14 protein-coding genes, 2 pseudogenes and 1 riboswitch are annotated in these 17,204 nt (G+C 69.0%); of the genes and pseudogenes, 10 read left to right on the top strand and 6 right to left on the bottom strand.

Translation table 11 applies throughout. From position 1 onward, the window contains the following. Positions 1 to 2 precede the first annotated feature (2 nt). A complete protein-coding gene (locus tag ABZ490_RS09690) occupies positions 3 to 380 on the bottom strand; it encodes a phage holin family protein (protein WP_358986933.1) in 378 nt (125 codons plus the stop codon). A gap of 58 nt (positions 381 to 438) precedes the next feature. Between ABZ490_RS09690 and ABZ490_RS09685 the strand changes: the two genes are divergently transcribed. The 4 genes from ABZ490_RS09685 to ABZ490_RS09670 all read left to right on the top strand — a co-directional run bounded on the left by ABZ490_RS09685 (position 439) and on the right by ABZ490_RS09670 (position 2,760). Then, positions 439 to 756 carry a cupin domain-containing protein gene (locus tag ABZ490_RS09685; RefSeq protein WP_055635821.1) on the top strand — a complete coding sequence of 106 codons (318 nt, stop codon included), beginning with the start codon at positions 439 to 441 and terminating at the stop codon, positions 754 to 756. Between the two features lie 162 nt (positions 757 to 918). Next, complete coding sequence (locus ABZ490_RS09680; protein ID WP_133911160.1) at positions 919 to 1,131, top strand: DUF5326 family protein; 213 nt, start codon at positions 919 to 921, stop codon at positions 1,129 to 1,131. Between the two features lie 200 nt (positions 1,132 to 1,331). Beyond that, entirely contained in the window at positions 1,332 to 2,213 is an 882-nt protein-coding gene (locus tag ABZ490_RS09675) for an IclR family transcriptional regulator C-terminal domain-containing protein (protein ID WP_358986929.1), read from the top strand. 100 nt (positions 2,214 to 2,313) lie between these two features. Continuing rightward, positions 2,314 to 2,760, top strand: coding sequence for an SsgA family sporulation/cell division regulator (locus ABZ490_RS09670; protein ID WP_358986927.1), 447 nt, complete (start codon positions 2,314 to 2,316; stop codon positions 2,758 to 2,760). Positions 2,761 to 2,864: 104 nt separating this feature from the next. On the opposite strand, the gene ABZ490_RS09665 is transcribed toward ABZ490_RS09670, so the two are convergent. Next, positions 2,865 to 4,694: a YibE/F family protein gene (locus ABZ490_RS09665; protein ID WP_358986924.1), complete on the bottom strand. Its 1,830-nt coding sequence runs from the start codon at positions 4,692 to 4,694 to the stop codon at positions 2,865 to 2,867. A gap of 71 nt (positions 4,695 to 4,765) precedes the next feature. Further along, positions 4,766 to 4,954: riboswitch (TPP riboswitch) on the top strand. Between ABZ490_RS09665 and thiC the strand changes: the two genes are divergently transcribed. The 3 genes and pseudogenes from thiC to ABZ490_RS09650 all read left to right on the top strand — a co-directional run. Continuing rightward, positions 4,947 to 6,773 (top strand): phosphomethylpyrimidine synthase ThiC, encoded by a 1,827-nt coding sequence (thiC, locus tag ABZ490_RS09660; RefSeq protein ID WP_358986921.1) that lies wholly within the window; start codon positions 4,947 to 4,949, stop codon positions 6,771 to 6,773. Its footprint overlaps the riboswitch before it by 8 nt. A gap of 142 nt (positions 6,774 to 6,915) precedes the next feature. Beyond that, a complete protein-coding gene (locus ABZ490_RS09655; protein WP_358986918.1) occupies positions 6,916 to 8,202 on the top strand; it encodes a DUF4241 domain-containing protein in 1,287 nt (428 codons plus the stop codon). Positions 8,203 to 8,220: 18 nt separating this feature from the next. Beyond that, positions 8,221 to 8,376: pseudogene (locus tag ABZ490_RS09650) on the top strand (thiamine biosynthesis protein ThiC); the annotation flags it as partial. 55 nt (positions 8,377 to 8,431) lie between these two features. Here the strand turns inward: ABZ490_RS09650 and ABZ490_RS09645 are convergent. After that, positions 8,432 to 8,572 (bottom strand): annotated as a pseudogene (locus ABZ490_RS09645) (VOC family virulence protein); the annotation flags it as partial. 106 nt (positions 8,573 to 8,678) lie between these two features. On the opposite strand from ABZ490_RS09645, the gene ABZ490_RS09640 reads away from it, so the two are divergent. Then, entirely contained in the window at positions 8,679 to 10,079 is a 1,401-nt protein-coding gene (locus ABZ490_RS09640) for a VWA domain-containing protein (RefSeq protein WP_358986915.1), read from the top strand. Between the two features lie 123 nt (positions 10,080 to 10,202). Here ABZ490_RS09640 and ABZ490_RS09635 read toward each other — a convergent pair whose 3' ends face one another. From ABZ490_RS09635 to ABZ490_RS09625, 3 genes are all read right to left on the bottom strand, one after another. Then, positions 10,203 to 11,078 (bottom strand): hypothetical protein, encoded by an 876-nt coding sequence (locus tag ABZ490_RS09635; protein WP_358986912.1) that lies wholly within the window; start codon positions 11,076 to 11,078, stop codon positions 10,203 to 10,205. Between the two features lie 214 nt (positions 11,079 to 11,292). Beyond that, positions 11,293 to 12,375, bottom strand: coding sequence for a metallophosphoesterase (locus ABZ490_RS09630; protein WP_358986909.1), 1,083 nt, complete (start codon positions 12,373 to 12,375; stop codon positions 11,293 to 11,295). A 544-nt stretch (positions 12,376 to 12,919) separates the two neighbouring features. Further along, a complete protein-coding gene (locus tag ABZ490_RS09625) occupies positions 12,920 to 14,032 on the bottom strand; it encodes a LacI family DNA-binding transcriptional regulator (RefSeq protein ID WP_358986907.1) in 1,113 nt (370 codons plus the stop codon). A gap of 398 nt (positions 14,033 to 14,430) precedes the next feature. Here ABZ490_RS09625 and hisC point away from each other — a divergent pair, with 398 nt between their 5' ends. Continuing rightward, positions 14,431 to 15,510 (top strand): histidinol-phosphate transaminase, encoded by a 1,080-nt coding sequence (hisC, locus tag ABZ490_RS09620; protein ID WP_358986904.1) that lies wholly within the window; start codon positions 14,431 to 14,433, stop codon positions 15,508 to 15,510. A gap of 177 nt (positions 15,511 to 15,687) precedes the next feature. Continuing rightward, positions 15,688 to 17,196 carry a cytochrome ubiquinol oxidase subunit I gene (locus ABZ490_RS09615; RefSeq protein WP_358986901.1) on the top strand — a complete coding sequence of 503 codons (1,509 nt, stop codon included), beginning with the start codon at positions 15,688 to 15,690 and terminating at the stop codon, positions 17,194 to 17,196. Positions 17,197 to 17,204: the final 8 nt, after the last annotated feature.

The raw sequence follows: 17,204 nt of genomic DNA, 5'->3' as shown, positions 1-17,204 counted from the left end.
GCTCAGTCCCCGTCGGGCAGCACGACGTTGAGCGCCCAGGAGACGACGGAGACGATCAGGCCGCCGCCGACCGCGGTCCAGAAGCCGTCGACGTGGAAGCTCAGGTCGAACGCGCCGGCCAGCCAGGAGGTCAGCAGCAGCATCAGGGCGTTGACGATCAGGGTGATCAGACCGAGGGTCAGGATGAACAGCGGGAAGGTCAGCACCTTCACGATCGGCTTGACCAGGAAGTTCACCAGGCCGAAGAGCAGGGCGACGACCAGGAGGGTGACGATCTCCTTGCCCTTGTTGTCACCGGTCAGGGTTATGCCGGACAGCGCCCAGACGGCGACCGCCAGGGCACCCGCGTTGGCGATCGTCTTGACTACGAAATTCTTCATGTGTCTGATCGTGGCAGAGAGATCGGCAACGGGCACCGGGCGAGGGCGGACGAACACGATGAAGGCATTCCGGTTGGACGAACTGGAGGCGGAGCGGGCCTCCAACGACGGCGCCTACCTGCAATTCCTGCGGGAGCGGAACATGTCCGTGGGGCTGTACGCGCTCAATGCGGGGGAGCACGATCCACAGAACCCGCACAACCAGGACGAGGTGTACTTCGTCGTGAGCGGCCGGGCCTCGATCACCGTCGGGCTGGAGACCACCCAGGTCGCGCGCGGCAGCGTGGTGTACGTCCCGGCCGGGGTCGCCCACAAGTTCCACCACATCAGCGAGGACCTGCGGGTGCTGGTGGTGTTCTCTCCACCCGAGGCCTGACCCCGGATCTCCGGGTTCCCTAGGGGATCGATCAGGGGAGGACAAGGGGCGCCGGGCCCCCGCCGGACCCCCTCGCGGACCTAGCATCGACGGCAGGACACCGGAAGCATCCGGACTCACGGGAGTTCGGGCCGGACCAGGACGAGGACAAGGACGAAGGCGATGCGAGAGATCTTCGCGGGATTGCCGTGGTGGGTGAAGTGGGTGGCGGTGCCGGTCATCGCCCTGGTCGTCTTCGGCGGCCTGATAGCCAGCGTCGTGGGCTTCCTGGTCTGGCTCCTGTTCAAGGTGCTGATCTTCGTGGCCCTGGTCGGCGGACTGGTCTACGTCGTGCGGAAGTTCATGGCGGGTTCCTCCTCGCGCGGCGACTGGTGAGCGGTGCGGGAGACCGCTGAGCGGTAACAGGATTCACCTGTTCCCTCGGGCGGGGGAAGTTTCGGGCGGGGCCGGTTCCCGGGCGGTGGCAGGCGGTTAAAGTCCGGAACTCGACGCGGGGAAGACCCCCGCGAGCGGCGTACACCCCCCTCCCGTGTCTCCCCGCACGGGCCGCCCCCTCGCGCTTCGGGAGTGACCCCTTGGCCCTGGTCGACACCGCCTCCCCGGAACCACACGCACCCCCCGCCCCGCGCCCGCCCGCACCCCCGCTCCAGCGCCCTTCGGGCACGGGACTCCCCGAGCAGCCCCGTCCCACGACGACGCAGCCGAACCCCGCCATGACGCTGATCGGCTCCGTGCAGCGCGCGATGCGACTGCTGGAGTCCGTCGCCGAGCACCAGTGCGGCGCTCCGGCCAAGCAACTGGCCCGGGAGACCGGCCTCGCCCTTCCCACGGCCTACCACCTGCTGCGCACCCTCGTGTACGAGGGCTATCTGCGCCGGGACAAGGGGCTGTTCTTCCTCGGCGAGGCGGCCGAGCGGCTCGCCAGCAGCGGAGCGGCGCAGAAACGTCGCAGCACGGTCACCGACACCCTCGCCCAGTGGCGCGATTCGATCGGTGTCCCCGTGTACTACGCCCGGTACCGCGACGGTGAGATCGAGATCATGTGTGTCTCCGACAGCCCCGGCACTCCGGCGGTGCAGGAGTGGGCCGACTTCCGTGAGACCGCGCATGCGCACGCCATCGGCCAGTGTCTGCTGTCCCAGCTGGACGAGACCGACCGCCGTGACCACCTGGACCGCCACCCCGTGCAGTCGATCACCCCGTACACCGTGCGTGACGACCGGACCCTGCTGCGACGCCTGGAACGCACCCGACGCATGGAACCGGTCGTGGAGAGGCAGGAATACGCATTGGGCACGGTGTGCGCCGCGGTCCCGATCACCGTGGGCGCCACGGTGGCCACGATGGCCATCTCCCTGCCCGCCCGGCAGGCCGATCGGCTGCTTCCGGCGGCACGGCAGTTGCAGGGCGAGATCGGGAGCAAGTTGGGGTCAATCGCGATCTCTATCAGTATGTGAAAACTCACTCCTTGTGATCTGTTGTGCACGTTCAGCAAGATGCGGTGCAGTGTCAGGGGTTGATTACCGGCCATTCGACGGCAAATGACGGGGTAACGCGATGCGCGAGTCCGTACAGGCAGTTCAGGCAGAAGTCATGATGAGCTTCCTCGTGTCCGAGGAGCTCTCGTTCCGCATCCCGGTGGAACTGGGCTATGAGTCGCGCGATCCCTATGCCGTACGGCTCACCTTCCACCTTCCCGGTGACGCTCCGGTGACCTGGGCGTTCGGGCGCGAGCTGCTCATCGACGGGGTGGGCAGGCCCTGCGGGGAGGGGGACGTCCGGGTCTCGCCGGTGGACCCCGATGTGCTCGGCGAGGTGCTGATCCGGCTTCAGGTGGGCGCTGACCAGGCGCTGTTCCGCTCTTCGGCGGCGCCTCTGGTGGCCTTCCTGGACCGCACCGACAAGCTGGTCCCACTGGGCCAGGAGGGGGCGCTCGCCGACTTCGACGCCCATCTCGACGAGGCGCTGGACCGGATCCTCGCGGAGGAGCAGAGCACCGGCTGACCGTTTGACGGCCGGCGCAGGCGTAACGCTTCGCCAGGGGGGTGGGGCCATGCAGGAACGCTTCTTCAGGGGGTGGGCGCTTCCGGGCACCCGCCCCCCTGACGTCAGTGCTTGCGCCGTCTCCCCCGGCCGCCGCGCGGCTGTCCGGGGCCTGCCGCCGAAGCGCCCACCGGGGCCATCTCCGGTACCGGTACCGGTGCGGCCGCGGCCGCCTTGCCCGGTTCCGGGCGGTCGGCGGCGACCACGAGAGCCGCGAGGGCCGTGGTGACCGGCACCGAGGCCACCAGACCGATGGAGCCCACCAGTGTGCGCACGATCTCCTCGGCGACCAGCTCGCTGTTGGCGACCGTGCCGACGCTGCTCTGCGCGATCGAGAAGAGCAGCAGCAGCGGCAGGGCGGCACCGGCGTAGGCGAGGACGAGGGTGTTCACCACGGACGCGATGTGGTCGCGGCCGATCCGGATACCGGCCCGGTACAGCCCGCGCCAGCCCATCGCCGGGTTCGCCTCGTGCAGCTCCCAGACCGCGGAGGTCTGGGTGACCGTGACGTCGTCGAGCACACCGAGCGAGCCGATGATGATGCCGGCGAGCAGCAGACCGCTCATGTCGATCGACGGGTACAGACCGTGGATCAGGCCGGTGTTGTCGTCCGTGTTGCCGGTGAGCGCGGCCCAGTCCACGAACCAGGAGCCGAGGAAGCCGATCAGCATCAGCGAGATGAGGGTGCCGAGCACGGCGACGGATGTACGGGCCGACAGTCCATGGCACAGATACAGGGCGATCAGCATGATGGCGCTGGACCCCACCACGGCCACCAGCAGGGGGTTCGAGCCCTGAAGGATCGCGGGCAGGATGAAGAAGTTCAGGATGAGGAAGCTCGCGGCGAGCGCCACCAGCGCCATGACACCGCGCAGCCGCCCGACGACCACGACGGCGACCGCGAAGATCACGGCCAGCACCGTCATCGGGATCCCGCGGTTCACATCGGTGACCGAGTACTGCAGGTCCTTCGGCGCCGAGGGCTCGTAGGCGACCACGACCTGCTCGCCCTGCTCCAACTGCCGTGACTGGTCCGGCTGGACGATCTCCGTGAAGGTACGGCCCTTGTCGTCGCCGGTGTCCACGCGGATCGTGGCCTTCTTGCAGGTGGCGTCCGTCTGCTGCTCGGCGGAGGAACCAGCGGTGGAGGCGTTGCCGACCGGGGTGCCACCGGAGGCGTTCACCGACTGGCAGCTCACCTTGACGACCTTGGTCACCGTGGCGTGCTGTGTCTGCCGGTCGAAGCCGACGCCGGTGCGCTCGTGCGCCGGGGCGCCGCCGGGCCACAGCACCACCAGCCCGACCAGCACCGCCGCGGCGAAGGGAATGAGGATCGCTCCGATGACCTTGCGCAGATGCTTGGAGACCGGGGCGGCCGGACCGTGGCTGTGGCTGTGCCCATGCCCGTGTCCGCCTCCGGAACCGCTGCCCTGTCCGCCGGTGTGACCGTCCTCGGAGCCGTGCCCATGGTCTCCGCCGGGAGCTGAACCGGGTCCCTGCCGCTGCCCTTGCCCATGGCCGTGCTCATGCTCGCGCCCGGGGTGTTCAGGCGGCTCGGAGTGCCCGGGATGTCCGGGATATCCGGGTCCGGAGGGCTGGGGCCCTTGCCGACCGGGCCCCGGGTGACCGGACCGGTGGTGCTCAGGCCCGTGGTGCTCAGGCCCGTGGTGCTCGGTCCCGGGATGCGGCCCTGGGCGCTGCCCGTAGCCGGGCCCGACCCCCTGACCGCCGCGGTCGAACCCGCCGCCGAAGCTGAAGTCGCGTTCGTCCTGACGCCCTTGGGCGGCGGGCCCGCCCTGTGGGGGGTTGCCAGGTCGGGGACCAGGGCCGCCACCGGCGCCGGGCCTGCGAGGCGGCTCGCCGGGCGGATACGGGGGCTGGTGTGTCGTGGTCACCGCCCGATCATCGCAAGAACGGCAGAGGCCCACTGTTCACCGCGCCACACATACCGCTAGCGTGGTGCCACCTTTGCACACGCGGGAGCTCGGAGCACCGGGCTGAGAGGGCGCTGACCTCCGTCTTCGCGATGTTTCACGTGGAACGTCACCAGAGCGAGTGATGTTTCACATGAAACGTCGGCAGACGGTAGCCGCTGCGTCGACCGCCGAACCTGTTACCGGGTAATGCCGGCGTAGGGAGTAGGTCTCATGACCAACAAGGACGCACGCACGCCTGCCTTCACGCAGAACGCGGCCGACACGGACGCGGCCGAGGCGACCAGCGAGAAGAGCGGGACGTCCATCGGCTGGCACAAGGGGTACCTCGAGGGCGCTCGCCCCGACCTGCGCGTGCCGGTCCGCCAGGTGCACCTCACCAACGGGCAGTCGGTCACGTTGTACGACACTTCCGGGCCGTACACCGATCCGCTCGCCGACACCGACGTACGCCGGGGCCTGGCGCCGCTGCGGGAGAACTGGATCATCGCCCGCGGCGACACGGAGGAGTACGCGGGCCGGCCGGTCCGGCCCGAGGACGACGGCATCAAGCACACCTCGCCGCGCGGTGGACTGCGCAATCTCGACGCGGTGTTCCCGGGCCGTCCGCGGCTGCCGCGCCGGAGCCGGGACGGCCGGGCGGTCACCCAGCTCGCGTATGCCCGCAGGGGCGAGATCACGCCCGAGATGGAGTTCGTGGCCCTCAGGGAGAGCGTTTCTCCGGAGGTGGTGCGAGAGGAGATCGCGGCCGGGCGCGCGGTGCTGCCGGCCAACGTCAACCACCCGGAGATCGAGCCGATGATCATCGGCAAGAGGTTCCTGGTGAAGGTCAACGCCAACATCGGCAACTCGGCGGTGACGTCCTCCATCGAGGAGGAGGTCGAGAAGATGACCTGGGCGACCCGCTGGGGTGCCGACACGGTCATGGATCTCTCCACCGGCCGCAACATCCACACCACCCGGGAGTGGGTGCTGCGCAACTCCCCCGTCCCGATCGGCACGGTGCCGCTGTACCAGGCGCTGGAGAAGGTCGACGGCAGGGCCGAGGAACTGACGTGGGAGATCTACAAGGACACCGTCGTCGAGCAGGCCGAGCAGGGCGTGGACTACATGACGGTCCACGCGGGTGTGCGCCTCGCGTACGTCCCGCTCACCGCGAACCGCAAGACCGGCATCGTCTCGCGCGGCGGCTCGATCATGGCGGCCTGGTGCCTGGCGCACCACAAGGAGTCGTTCCTGTACGAGAACTTCGAGGAACTCTGCGAGATCCTCGCCGCCTACGACGTCACGTACTCGCTGGGCGACGGTCTGCGGCCGGGCTCGATCGCGGACGCCAACGACGAGGCGCAGTTCGCGGAGTTGCGCACGCTCGGGGAACTCAACACGATCGCGAAGCGTTTTCACGTACAGACCATGATCGAGGGCCCGGGACATGTCCCGATGCACAAGATCAAGGAGAACATCGACCTTCAGCAGGAGATCTGCGATGAGGCTCCGTTCTATACGCTCGGCCCGCTGACGACGGACATCGCTCCGGCGTACGACCACATCACCTCCGGCATCGGCGCCGCGATGATCGCCTGGTGGGGCACGGCGATGCTCTGCTACGTCACGCCCAAGGAGCATCTGGGCCTGCCCAACCGCGACGACGTCAAGACCGGTGTCATCACCTACAAGATCGCCGCCCACGCGGCCGACCTCGCAAAGGGTCACCCCGGAGCCCAGGAGTGGGACGACGCACTGTCCGACGCCCGCTTCGAGTTCCGCTGGGAGGACCAGTTCAACCTGGCCCTCGACCCGGACACGGCCCGCGACTTCCACGACGAGACCCTCCCGGCCGAGCCGGCCAAGACGGCCCACTTCTGCTCGATGTGCGGGCCGAAGTTCTGCTCGATGAAGATTAGCCAAAGCATCACAGAGCGGTTCGGCGGTGCGGTGGCTGAGGGGGCGTCGCCGGAGGAGATCGCTGACGGGATGCTCCAGAAGTCGAAGGAGTTCGCGGCGAGCGGGAACAGGGTGTACCTGCCGCTCGCCGAGTGAGGCTTCGGGCGGTGCCCGCGGTCGACTGATCCGGGTACCGCCTGTCGCACTGCTCTCCACGGCAGCGTCGGCCGTTGTCGTATGCCGCCCCTATGGTTCCTCGAAACAGCAGGAGCATGATCGGTGCGGCTCGGGAGGCATGATGCGGGATGCTGAGCAGACGGTGAAGGTGTCCTTCGCTGAGGGGTGGGACCTGGTCTCCCGGACCGTGCTCCACCCGCTCTCGCCCGCTGCGGCCGAGGCACGGGACCGGGTGGGAAAGCCCTACGTGATGGTGCACTGGCTGGAGGGCCAGACCTCACCAGTCGAAGTGCACCTGGTGGCCTGGGGTGATTCCCATGTGGGCGCATGGGCGTACGACGATCGGGAACGGCGGATCAGGGAGGCGGACTGGCGCCTGCTCGAACCCGGGCGCCTGTTCCTGCGCCACCTCGGGGGATGGCGTTATGACACCGAGGAGCAAACCGAGTTCGCCCCCGAAGCCGGGCGCACCTACGTGGACCTCTTTCCGGGCGGCAAAGGGCGCAGGGTGAGCGAACCGAAGGGGGCGCGAGGACCGTCACGCCACACGCCCGCGGACATTCCCGAAGAGAACCGATGGCATGCCAGATCAGGGTTCGGCGTATGCGGTGTCAGGCAGCTGCTCCTGTCACAAACGTTGCCGCCAGGGCAGCGGCTGGACTTCGTGGATGCCACTCAGAGCGAGACTGAGGCATGGTGTGCAGACCGCTTCGCCGATGGCCGGCCTTCTCCCTGGGTGCCTCCGCGTCCGGCTCGACCAGCCCATCTCGAGGAGTTGTTCGAGCCAGGCACGCGTATCGCGACGAGCTTCGAGCCGGAGATGACGGTAAACCCCATACGGAACATCGCGGCTCTGCGTGTGCCCAGCGGCAGGCTGGTCGTCGCGGATCCCCTCACCAAGGGTCACGGCGCTGGTCGTGAGCTGTCCGAATGGATCACTCCGGGCGAGTATCTCGTGCAGGCTGCCGTAGTTGCCTATGAGAGCCAGTACGAGGACGAGCGTTTCCCCGTGGTGGAGGAAGTCGCTGTCCGTCTGCTGCTTGGGGAAGAACCGGTCTTGTCGTGGGAGCTGGCGCTCACCGACGAGGACGACGTCAGGCTGTTGCGCGGGAATGAGATCTTCGGCTTCGACACGGACGGCGCTGCGGGGTCCTTCGCTGATGCCTCAGGGTGGAAAGTACTCGCGGACAAGTATCGACGCTACCTCGTGGAGCAGGAGGACGATGCAGGAGAGAGCATCAGCGACGGGTACATCCGTACCACGGACGAGGCGACCGACAGTGACCTTGTCTCCTTCTGCACCGGCGGGGACGGCACATATGCCGTGTGGCTTGGACGTGCGAGCACGGGAAAGCCGGTGTGTGTCGTCGTCCTGACCGGCTGTCTGCCCGACCTACGGTTGCTCTGAGCGGACCGGCCCGCGACGAACCTGTGCGGCCTGCCACTTTCGTCGATGAAGATCTCCCAGGACATCCGCCGCACCCACGGCGGAAACCGGCAGGAGGTCGAAGACGGTATGGCGCAGAAGGCGAAGGAGTTCGCGGCCGGCGGGAACAGGGTGTATCTGCCGATCGCGGACTGAGTTCCGCGCGGCGGGCGGAGCCGGAAAGGCGTGCCACGTCCTTCCGGCCCGTTCGTCAGGACGCGGCGTCCTGCGGGTACCAGCGGAGTTCCACCATGTTGCCGTCCGGATCGGCGATGTGGACCGAGGTGGCGATGCCGCGTGCGCCGAAGCGTTGTCCGGGGCCTTCGAGGACTGTGAAGGTTCCGGACGGAACGCTGCCGGCCCGTCATGCGGCCGGTGAAGGGGCGTCGTCGGCTCCTCCCGCGATCCGCCGTCAAGGCGGGGGCTGTGGACGGCGTCCCAGGTGCTTGACTGAGGTCATGAACGCGCGATCCATGAGCAAGGGCGCGAACGTGCCGGTCGACTCCTCCGCCGTCCGGGCGGAACTCAGCTGGTCCGAGGGGGCCGGAGGGCCGGACATCGACGCCTCCGCACTGCTGCTGACCGATGCCGGACGCGTCCGGGACGACGGCGACTTCGTCTTCTACAACCAGCCGCGCCATGCGTCCGGCGCCGTCACCCACCTCGGCAAGCAGCGGGCCGACGGGGTCCTGACCGACACGGTCCAGGTCGACCTCGGCGCGCTGGAGAGCGCCGTCACGCGGGTGGTGCTGGGTGCGTCGGCCGACGGCGGCACCTTCGGGCAGGTGGCCGGGCTCACGCTACGGCTGCTCGGCCCGGACGGGCGGTCCGAGCTGGCGCGCTTCGAGATGCGGGCCGAGACGGAGACCGCGTTCCTCTGCGGCGAGCTGTATCTGCGCGAGGGGCGCTGGAAGTTCCGCGCCATCGGTCAGGGGTACGCCTCCGGACTCGCCGGCCTGGCCACCGACTTCGGCATCACGGTCGACGAGGAGCCCCCGCCCACCCGGACCGCCTCGGCGCCACCCTTCCAGCCTCCGCCGACTTCATCCACCTCACCCACCCCAGCGGTCCCATCCACTCCGACCACCCCCCGCCTGATCAAAGGCGAGGACCAGCTCCCCGTGGACATGCGCAAGCGGCTCTCCCTCCGCAAGGAGCAGGTCGCCGTCAGTCTGAGCAAGCGGGGGGCCGCCGGTGTCCGGGCGCGGATCCTGCTGGTGCTGGACGCCTCCGGCTCCATGGCGTTCCACTACTCGCGCGGAGTGGTGGCGGACGTCGTGGAGCGCATGGCCGCGGTCGCGGCACAGCTCGACGACGACGGCGAGATGCAGGCCTGGACGTTCGCGAGCAATCCCGCCCGGCTTCCCGACCTCCGGCTCGCCGAACTCCCCGAGTGGCTGCGGCTGCACGTCCGGGTGGGCGAGATCAGCCTGTTCCGCCGCGGCAAGAAGCCCCGTAAGGGGTTGGAGCCCGGCCAGGTGGACATGCGGACGGTCGGCATCCAGAACGAGGAGCAGAAGGCGATCGCCGAGGTCAGGGCGTATGTGCGGGAGAATCCCACGCCCCTGCCCACGCTCGTGCTGTTCTTCTCCGACGGAGGGGTCTACCGCGACGCGGCGATCGAGCAGGAGTTGCGCGCGGCGGTCGAGGAGCCGGTCTTCTGGCAGTTCGTGGGCCTGGGCCGGTCCCACTACGGCGTCCTGGAGCGGTTCGACACCCTCCCCGGCCGACGCGTCGACAACGTCGGCTTCTTCGCAGTGGACGACATCAGCGCCGTACCGGATCAGGAACTCTACGACCGGCTGCTGTCGGAGTTCCCGTCCTGGATCACGGCGGCCGGACACGCCGGCATCCTCTGAGCCGACGTAAGGAACACACCTCACCCCACACCTCACACCCCTCACCCCACACCCAGCACGCAGCACCTCACCGATCGGCTTGCGCTCCCCGACCCCAGGTATGCGGGGGCGCAAGCCGACTGGCTATTCCGGCAGGTGCTCCGGGCCGCCGAAGTCCGGGCTCGTGTAGTCCGGGCTGGTGAAGCTCGGGCGCGGGCCCGCCGGGCCGTCGTCGGGGCTGGTGAAGCCCGGACGGTCGTACCCGATCTTCGGCAGACGGCCGGTGGGGGCGGGCGGGGCCGGCTCGGGGGACAGGAGCGTCGTGCCCGGTGCGGCCAGGGCCTCCCGCAGGAACGGCAGGATGCCCCGCTCCAGCAGCGCCTCCCGCCAGGCGTCCCTCGCCCGCTCGACCTCGTCGTTCAGTTCGCCGTACGGTCCCGCCTCCAGGGAGGGACGGTTGCGCAGGGCGGTGAGCAGCAGCCCCACGGTGGCGACCAGGATCGCCAGGGCGGCGATCGCTCCGAACGCCCATCCGACGTTGAGCATGGCGTGGGCGGCCGTCCGGTCGGGGTCGACCGCCCGCAGGAGGTAGCCGACCAGCAGGAAGATCAACGCGGCGGTGCCGGCGAGGACCGGGGTGAGCACGGCGGCGACGGCCACGGCGCCCGCTCCGGCGGCCTCGGCGACCTGGGCCGCGTCGCCCACGGTGGTCGCGAGCCCCACCGCGCCCGCGCCCGGCTCCCCCGAACCGGACTCGTGCGGGGACGAAGGGGTGGACGGCGCCGGGTGACGCAGTTCCTCGCGGACCTTTATGTAGTGCTGGTACTCGGTCGCCGCGGCCGCCGTGATGAGCGCGGAGGCGTTGAGCGCCATGGTGCGCAGCTGTTCGGGATTGAGCCGCTGTCCCACAGCGGCCGGTTCCGGGTGGTGTGGTGCGGAGCGCAGCGCCTCGTCGAGGACCCGCTCGTACTCCTGGCGGTCCTCACTGTGCAGGTGCTGCGGAACGCTGTTCATGTGCATCCCCCGATGCTCCGTAGGGCTTGGGGCTCGCATGCCAACGAGCCGTCGGGCAGAAACGGAGGGGAGCCTGCTACGGATAAGCCGATGGTAGAGCGGCGACGGCCCGCGGTGACAGGGGGTTTGCCGAAATTGGCCGCCGACCTGCGCCGTCGCCGACCGTCTGGAGAGGAGGCGCGCCCGCCGAGCGAGCGCTTGGCCATCCGTCCCCGAACGCTCAGTCGTCGAGCGGCAGTTGCTGGACCAGCAGCTTTCCGGCCATCGTCACGCCGCCGTCCATCGCGATGGCCAGTCCGTCCGCGTAGACGTGCGGTCCCTCGACGTGCGGGCCGTCGCCGTCCTCGTCCTCCTCGGAGCCGACCTCGCCCAGAAGATAAGGAATCGGGCTGTGTCCGTGAACGATCCGGGTACCGCCGTACGTATCGAGCAGGGAACGGACGGCGTCGGCTCCACCTTCGTCCCGGAAGGAGAAGCGCTTGGTGAACTTACGGAAGAGGTCCCACACCTCGTCCGCGTCGTTGCGGGTGATCGTCTCGCGGACGGTGTCGTTGACCGCCTCGATCGAGTCGCCGTAGTCGAGGTAGGCGGTGGTGTCGGAGTGGACGAGAAGATGGCCGTCGACCTCCTCGACGGCGTCGAGCCGTGCCATCCACTGCAGATGGTGGTCCTGGAGGCGGTCCATGTCGTTCTTCTGGCCGCCGTTGAGCAGCCAGGCCGCCTGGAAGGTGGCGGTGCCCGCGCCGGAGTTGACGGGCGTGTCGCCGAACCGCTTGGCGCCGAGCAGGAGCAGCTCGTGATTGCCCATGAGGGCCTTGCAGTAGCCGCCGGCGGCCGCGGCCTCGGCGGACAGCCGCATGACGAGGTCGATGACGCCGATGCCGTCGGGGCCGCGGTCGGTGAAGTCGCCGAGGAACCACAGCCGGGCGGTGCCCGCGCACCAGTTGCCGGCCGTGTCGACCAGGCCCTTCTCCCGGAGCGCGGCCAGCAGCTCGTCGAGGTAGCCGTGCACGTCGCCGACGACGAACAGGGGCCCCGGGCCGGCCGAGGGCTGCGGTGCGGGGGCGGGCGCCGGGTCCACGGGCACCTGGAGGGTGTCGCCGCGCTGGATGACCGGCAGGTCTCGCTGGGTGGGCGTGTAGCCCTCGGGATGCTCCACGGCGTCCTCCAAGGGCGGCACGACGTTGCCCGGATGTGTGTTCTGGTCGTACGGACCGGTCTCGTGCACATAAGCGGGCACCCGGAAGTCGCGCAACGTCGCCGTCCGCTCCGCCTCCGGTCCCTGACCGGCCCCCTGAGTCATCAGACCCCTCCACCATCGCGCCGCAGCTGCACCCTGCGGGCTGCTTGGTCGAAGCCGCCCGCGGTGCCGTGCGCCCATCATAGGAATGCGGATCGAGCCGTGTGATGACCCAGGGGTGGTGAATCGGAGCAAGGGTCCAGTTCATCGCCGCTTTCGCCCCGATTGGGCCGGGCTTCTGCAGCCGGTACACACCCGGCGCACACCGCACTCATACGCGCCGGGCCCCGCCGTGGGGGCGGAGCACCGGTTTTCCGGGGCGACCCCGCAGGGTCGGACGGCCCGTCCGTACGGACCTGATCCACGGACCTGATCCAAGGGTCGAAGACCACGGACCTGATCCACGGGTCGAAAACCACGGGTCGCAATCCACGGGTCGTACGCCGAGGGCGTCGGCCTCTGTGCACCCGCCCGTCACGTCGGGGGTACGACGAGGACGCCCCCGCCGTACCTCCGCCATCGCCCCAGCGCCGCCCCAGCACCGCCTCCGCGCCGCCCCCGCGCCCCGTCGCGGGCTCTCGCGGGCCCGCGCGCGCCGAGGCCCCCGCTACCCCTTCTCCGGTGTCCGGGGCGGACTGACCGTCGTCCGCGGCGGACGTCGCTGGGACGAGGTACGGATGATCAGTTCGGTCGGTATCACCTGTTCGACGGGTGAGTCCGCGTCCACGCCCTCGATCGCGTCGATGAGGAGCTGGACCACCGCCGTGCCGATGCGGCGGGGCTTCAGGGAGAGCGTGGTGATGGGCGGCTCGGTGCTGGCGTACACCGTGGACTCGCTGCAGCACACCAGCAGCAGGTCCTCCGGCACCCGCAGCCCGTAGCGGCGGGCGGCGGCGAGGAGATCGGTGCCGTTGGGGTCGAAGAGCCCGTAGACCGCGTCGGGGCGGTCCGGGCGGGCGAGCAGCCGGTCGGCGGCGACGGCGCCCGCGCACGGATCGTGGGCGGGGTAGGCCTCGTACACCGGATCCTGGCCGACCCGCTCGCACCAGCGCAGATACGCCGAGGTCGACAGGTGCGTGTACGTGTCCGTCGAGGTCCCCGTCAGCAGGCCGATGCGGCGGGCGCCGGCGTCGGCCAGGTGGTCGAGGATGTCGAGCACGGCGGCCTCGTGGTCGTTGTCGACCCAGGCGGTCACCGGCAGCGAGCCGACCGGGCGGCCGTCGGAGACCACGGGTAAACCCTGGCGCACGAGCTCGCTGACCACCGGATCCTGGTCGGACGGGTCGATGACGACCGTGCCGTCCAGGGCGACGTTCGACCACACGTCGTGGCGCGAGGTCGCGGGGAGGATGACGAGCGCGTAGCCGCGGGCGAGCGCGGCCGAGGTGGCGGCGCGCGCCATCTCCGCGAAGTACGCGAACTCGGTGAAGGTGAAAGGTTCATCCCCGTACGTGGTCACGGTCAGACCGATGAGACCCGACTTGCCGGTACGGAGGGTCCGGGCCGCGGCCGAGGGGCGATAGCCGAGTCGGTCGGCGACCTCGCGGACATGGCGTCGGGTGGCGTCGGGGAGTCTGCCCTTGCCGTTGAGGGCGTCGGAGACGGTCGTGATGGACACTCCGGCGGCGGCGGCCACGTCCCTGATGCCTGCCCGGCCCGGCCGGTTGCCTCGGCGTGAGGTTTCCGCGCGGCTCACCTGGTGCTTCCCTGCTGCTGTCATGGCGAGCCGATAGTAGGGCTCATCCGGTGGGGTAGGGCGGACGCATATGCACGCGTTGACAGGCACGTTTCTGCAAGGTCGGCAGGGCTCAAATGCCTTAGAAAGCAAGTCAGTTGAGCGTTCACATCCCAAGACGTGACGTGTTGGCACGGATGAGCCTGCCAACGCACCGATGTTTCGAAGAGGTCTCAACTCACCTGCACGAGGGATGCGCGCCACGGCGTGAGCCACCGGCGCGTAGATATATGTAGGGCGCGCCCCCTGGTGTGTACGCCTTCGTGCGGCTTCGTCCGCAGAGGTCGGGAGATCCGTACGCACCTGTACGCACGCGCACCGAATCCTCATAAGGTGTGCAGTATTGAAGCCGGGAGCCGGTGGTGGTCACGAGGAGGACTGCGGTGAGCGAGACGAGCCCGAAGCTGCGCGCCGAGCTGGAGGGGATTCCCACCTACAAGCCGGGCAAGCCCGCCGCGGCCGGCGGTCCCGTGGCCTACAAGCTGTCCTCCAACGAGAACCCCTACCCGCCGCTGCCCGGGGTGATGGAGGCCGTGACGGCCGCCGCCGCCAACTTCAACCGCTACCCGGACCTGGCGTGCACGGCCCTGGTGGAGGAGATCTCCGGCTGCTTCGGCGTGCCCGCCTCCCACATTGCCACCGGCACCGGCTCGGTCGGCGTCGCCCAGCAGCTGGTCCAGTCGACGGCGGGCCCCGGCGACGAGGTGATCTACGCCTGGCGTTCCTTCGAGGCGTACCCGATCATCACCCAGATCAGCGGGGCGACCGCGGTGCAGGTGCCGCTCACCGACGGGGACGTGCACGACCTGGACGCGATGGCCGACGCGATCACCGGGCGGACCCGGCTGATCTTCGTCTGCAACCCCAACAACCCGACCGGCACGGTCGTCCGCCGGGCCGAGCTGGAACGGTTCCTCGACCGGGTGCCGCGCGATGTGCTGGTCGTCCTCGACGAGGCCTACCGGGAGTTCATCCGCGACCCCGAGGTGCCGGACGGCGTCGAGCTGTACCGGAACCGGTCGAACGTCTGCGTCCTGCGGACGTTCTCGAAGGCGTACGGTCTCGCCGGTCTGCGGGTGGGCTTCGCGATCGCGCACGAGCCGGTGGCGGAGGCGCTGCGCAAGACGGCGGTGCCGTTCGGGGTGAGCCAGCTCGCCCAGGAGGCGGCGGTCGCCTCGCTGCGCGCCGAGGACGAGCTGTTCGGCCGGGTCGGTTCGCTGGTGGGCGAGCGCGCCCGGGTGATCGAGGGGCTGCGCGCCCAGGGCTGGACGGTGCCCGAGAGCCAGGCCAACTTCGTGTGGCTGCGGCTGGGGGAGCGTACGGCGGCGTTCGCGGCGGAGTGCGAGCAGCACGGGGTCGTGGTCCGGCCGTTCCCCGGGGAGGGTGTCCGGGTGACGGTCGGTGAGGTCGAGGCGAACGACATCTTCCTGAAGGCGGCGGAGGGCTTCCGCAAGGGGTTGTAGCGAGCCGCCTGTACGTTTGCGCTGGTCAGCGGTAGGGGTGAGGGGGTTCCCGGCGGTAAGCGGGACCCCCTTTCTCTTGTCCCGAAGGTGTTTGTCATACTAGCTTGTGAATGTGAACGCTTTCACAAGCGCTCGCTGAGCGTATGTTCCACAGCCTGTGAGGTAAGGAGCGGCGACGTGGACCTGGCTTTGGCGCCGGAGACTCTGGCGCGCTGGCAGTTCGGCATCACGACCGTCTACCACTTCCTGTTCGTTCCCCTGACCATCTCCCTCGCGGCGCTCACCGCGGGGCTCCAGACCGCCTGGGTGCGCACGGAGAAGGAGAAGTACCTCAGGGCGACCAAGTTCTGGGGCAAGCTCTTCCTGATCAACATCGCGATGGGTGTCGTCACCGGCATCGTGCAGGAGTTCCAGTTCGGTATGAACTGGTCCGACTACTCGCGCTTCGTCGGCGATGTCTTCGGCGCCCCGCTGGCCTTCGAGGCCCTCATCGCCTTCTTCTTCGAGTCCACCTTCATCGGGCTGTGGATCTTCGGCTGGGACAAGCTGCCGAAGAAGATCCACCTGGCCTGCATCTGGATGGTCTCGATCGGCACGATCCTGTCGGCCTACTTCATCCTCGCGGCCAACTCCTGGATGCAGCACCCGGTCGGCTACCGGATCAACAAGGCCAAGGGCCGCGCCGAGCTGACCGACTTCTGGGCCGTGCTGACCCAGAACACCGCGCTCAGCCAGGTGTTCCACACCCTGTCGGCGGCCTTCCTGACCGGTGGCGCCTTCATGGTCGGCATCGCCGCCTTCCACCTCTTCCGCAAGAAGCACGTCACCGTGATGAAGACCTCGCTGCGGCTGGGCCTGATCACCGTCGTGATCGCCGGACTGCTCACCGCGATCAGCGGTGACGTCCTCGGCAAGGTGATGTTCAAGCAGCAGCCGATGAAGATGGCCGCCGCCGAGGCGCTCTGGGACGGTGAGGCGCCCGCGCCGTTCTCGGTCTTCGCCTACGGCGACGTCGAGAAGGGCCACAACAAGGTCGCCATCGAGATCCCCGGCCTGCTCTCCTTCCTCGCGAACGACGACTTCACCTCGCACGTCCCCGGCATCAACGATGTCAACAAGGCCGAGCAGGAGAAGTACGGGCCCGGTGACTACCGGCCCAACATCCCCGTCGCCTACTGGGGTTTCCGCTGGATGATCGGCTTCGGCATGACGTCGTTCACCATCGGCCTCGCCGGACTCTGGCTCACCCGCAAGAAGTTCCTGCTGCCCCAGCACCTGCGGGTCGGTGACGACGAGGTGCCCCACCTCGTCCTCTTCCGGAACAAGGCCCTCAGCCCCAAGCTCTCCAAGCTGTACTGGCTGGTCGCGATCTGGACCCTCGGCTTCCCGCTGATCGCCAACTCCTGGGGCTGGATCTTCACCGAGATGGGCCGCCAGCCCTGGGTCGTCTACGGCGTCCTGCAGACCCGCGACGCGGTCTCCCCCGGGGTCTCCCAGGCCGAGGTCCTCACCTCGATGATCGTCTTCACCGCCCTGTACGCCGTCCTCGCAGTCGTCGAGGTCAAGCTGCTGCTGAAGTACGTGAAGGCCGGTCCGCCCGAGCTCACCGAGGCCGACCTGAACCCGCCCACGAAGATCGGCGGCGACTCCCGTGACGCCGACAAGCCGATGGCCTTCTCCTACTAGGCCGAGGG

This window comes from Streptomyces sp. NPDC005811 (assembly GCF_040630405.1).
Classification (GTDB): Bacteria; Actinomycetota; Actinomycetes; order Streptomycetales; family Streptomycetaceae; genus Streptomyces.
Note: the sequence above shows the minus strand (reverse complement) of the source record. Positions and strands in the feature narration are given on the sequence as shown.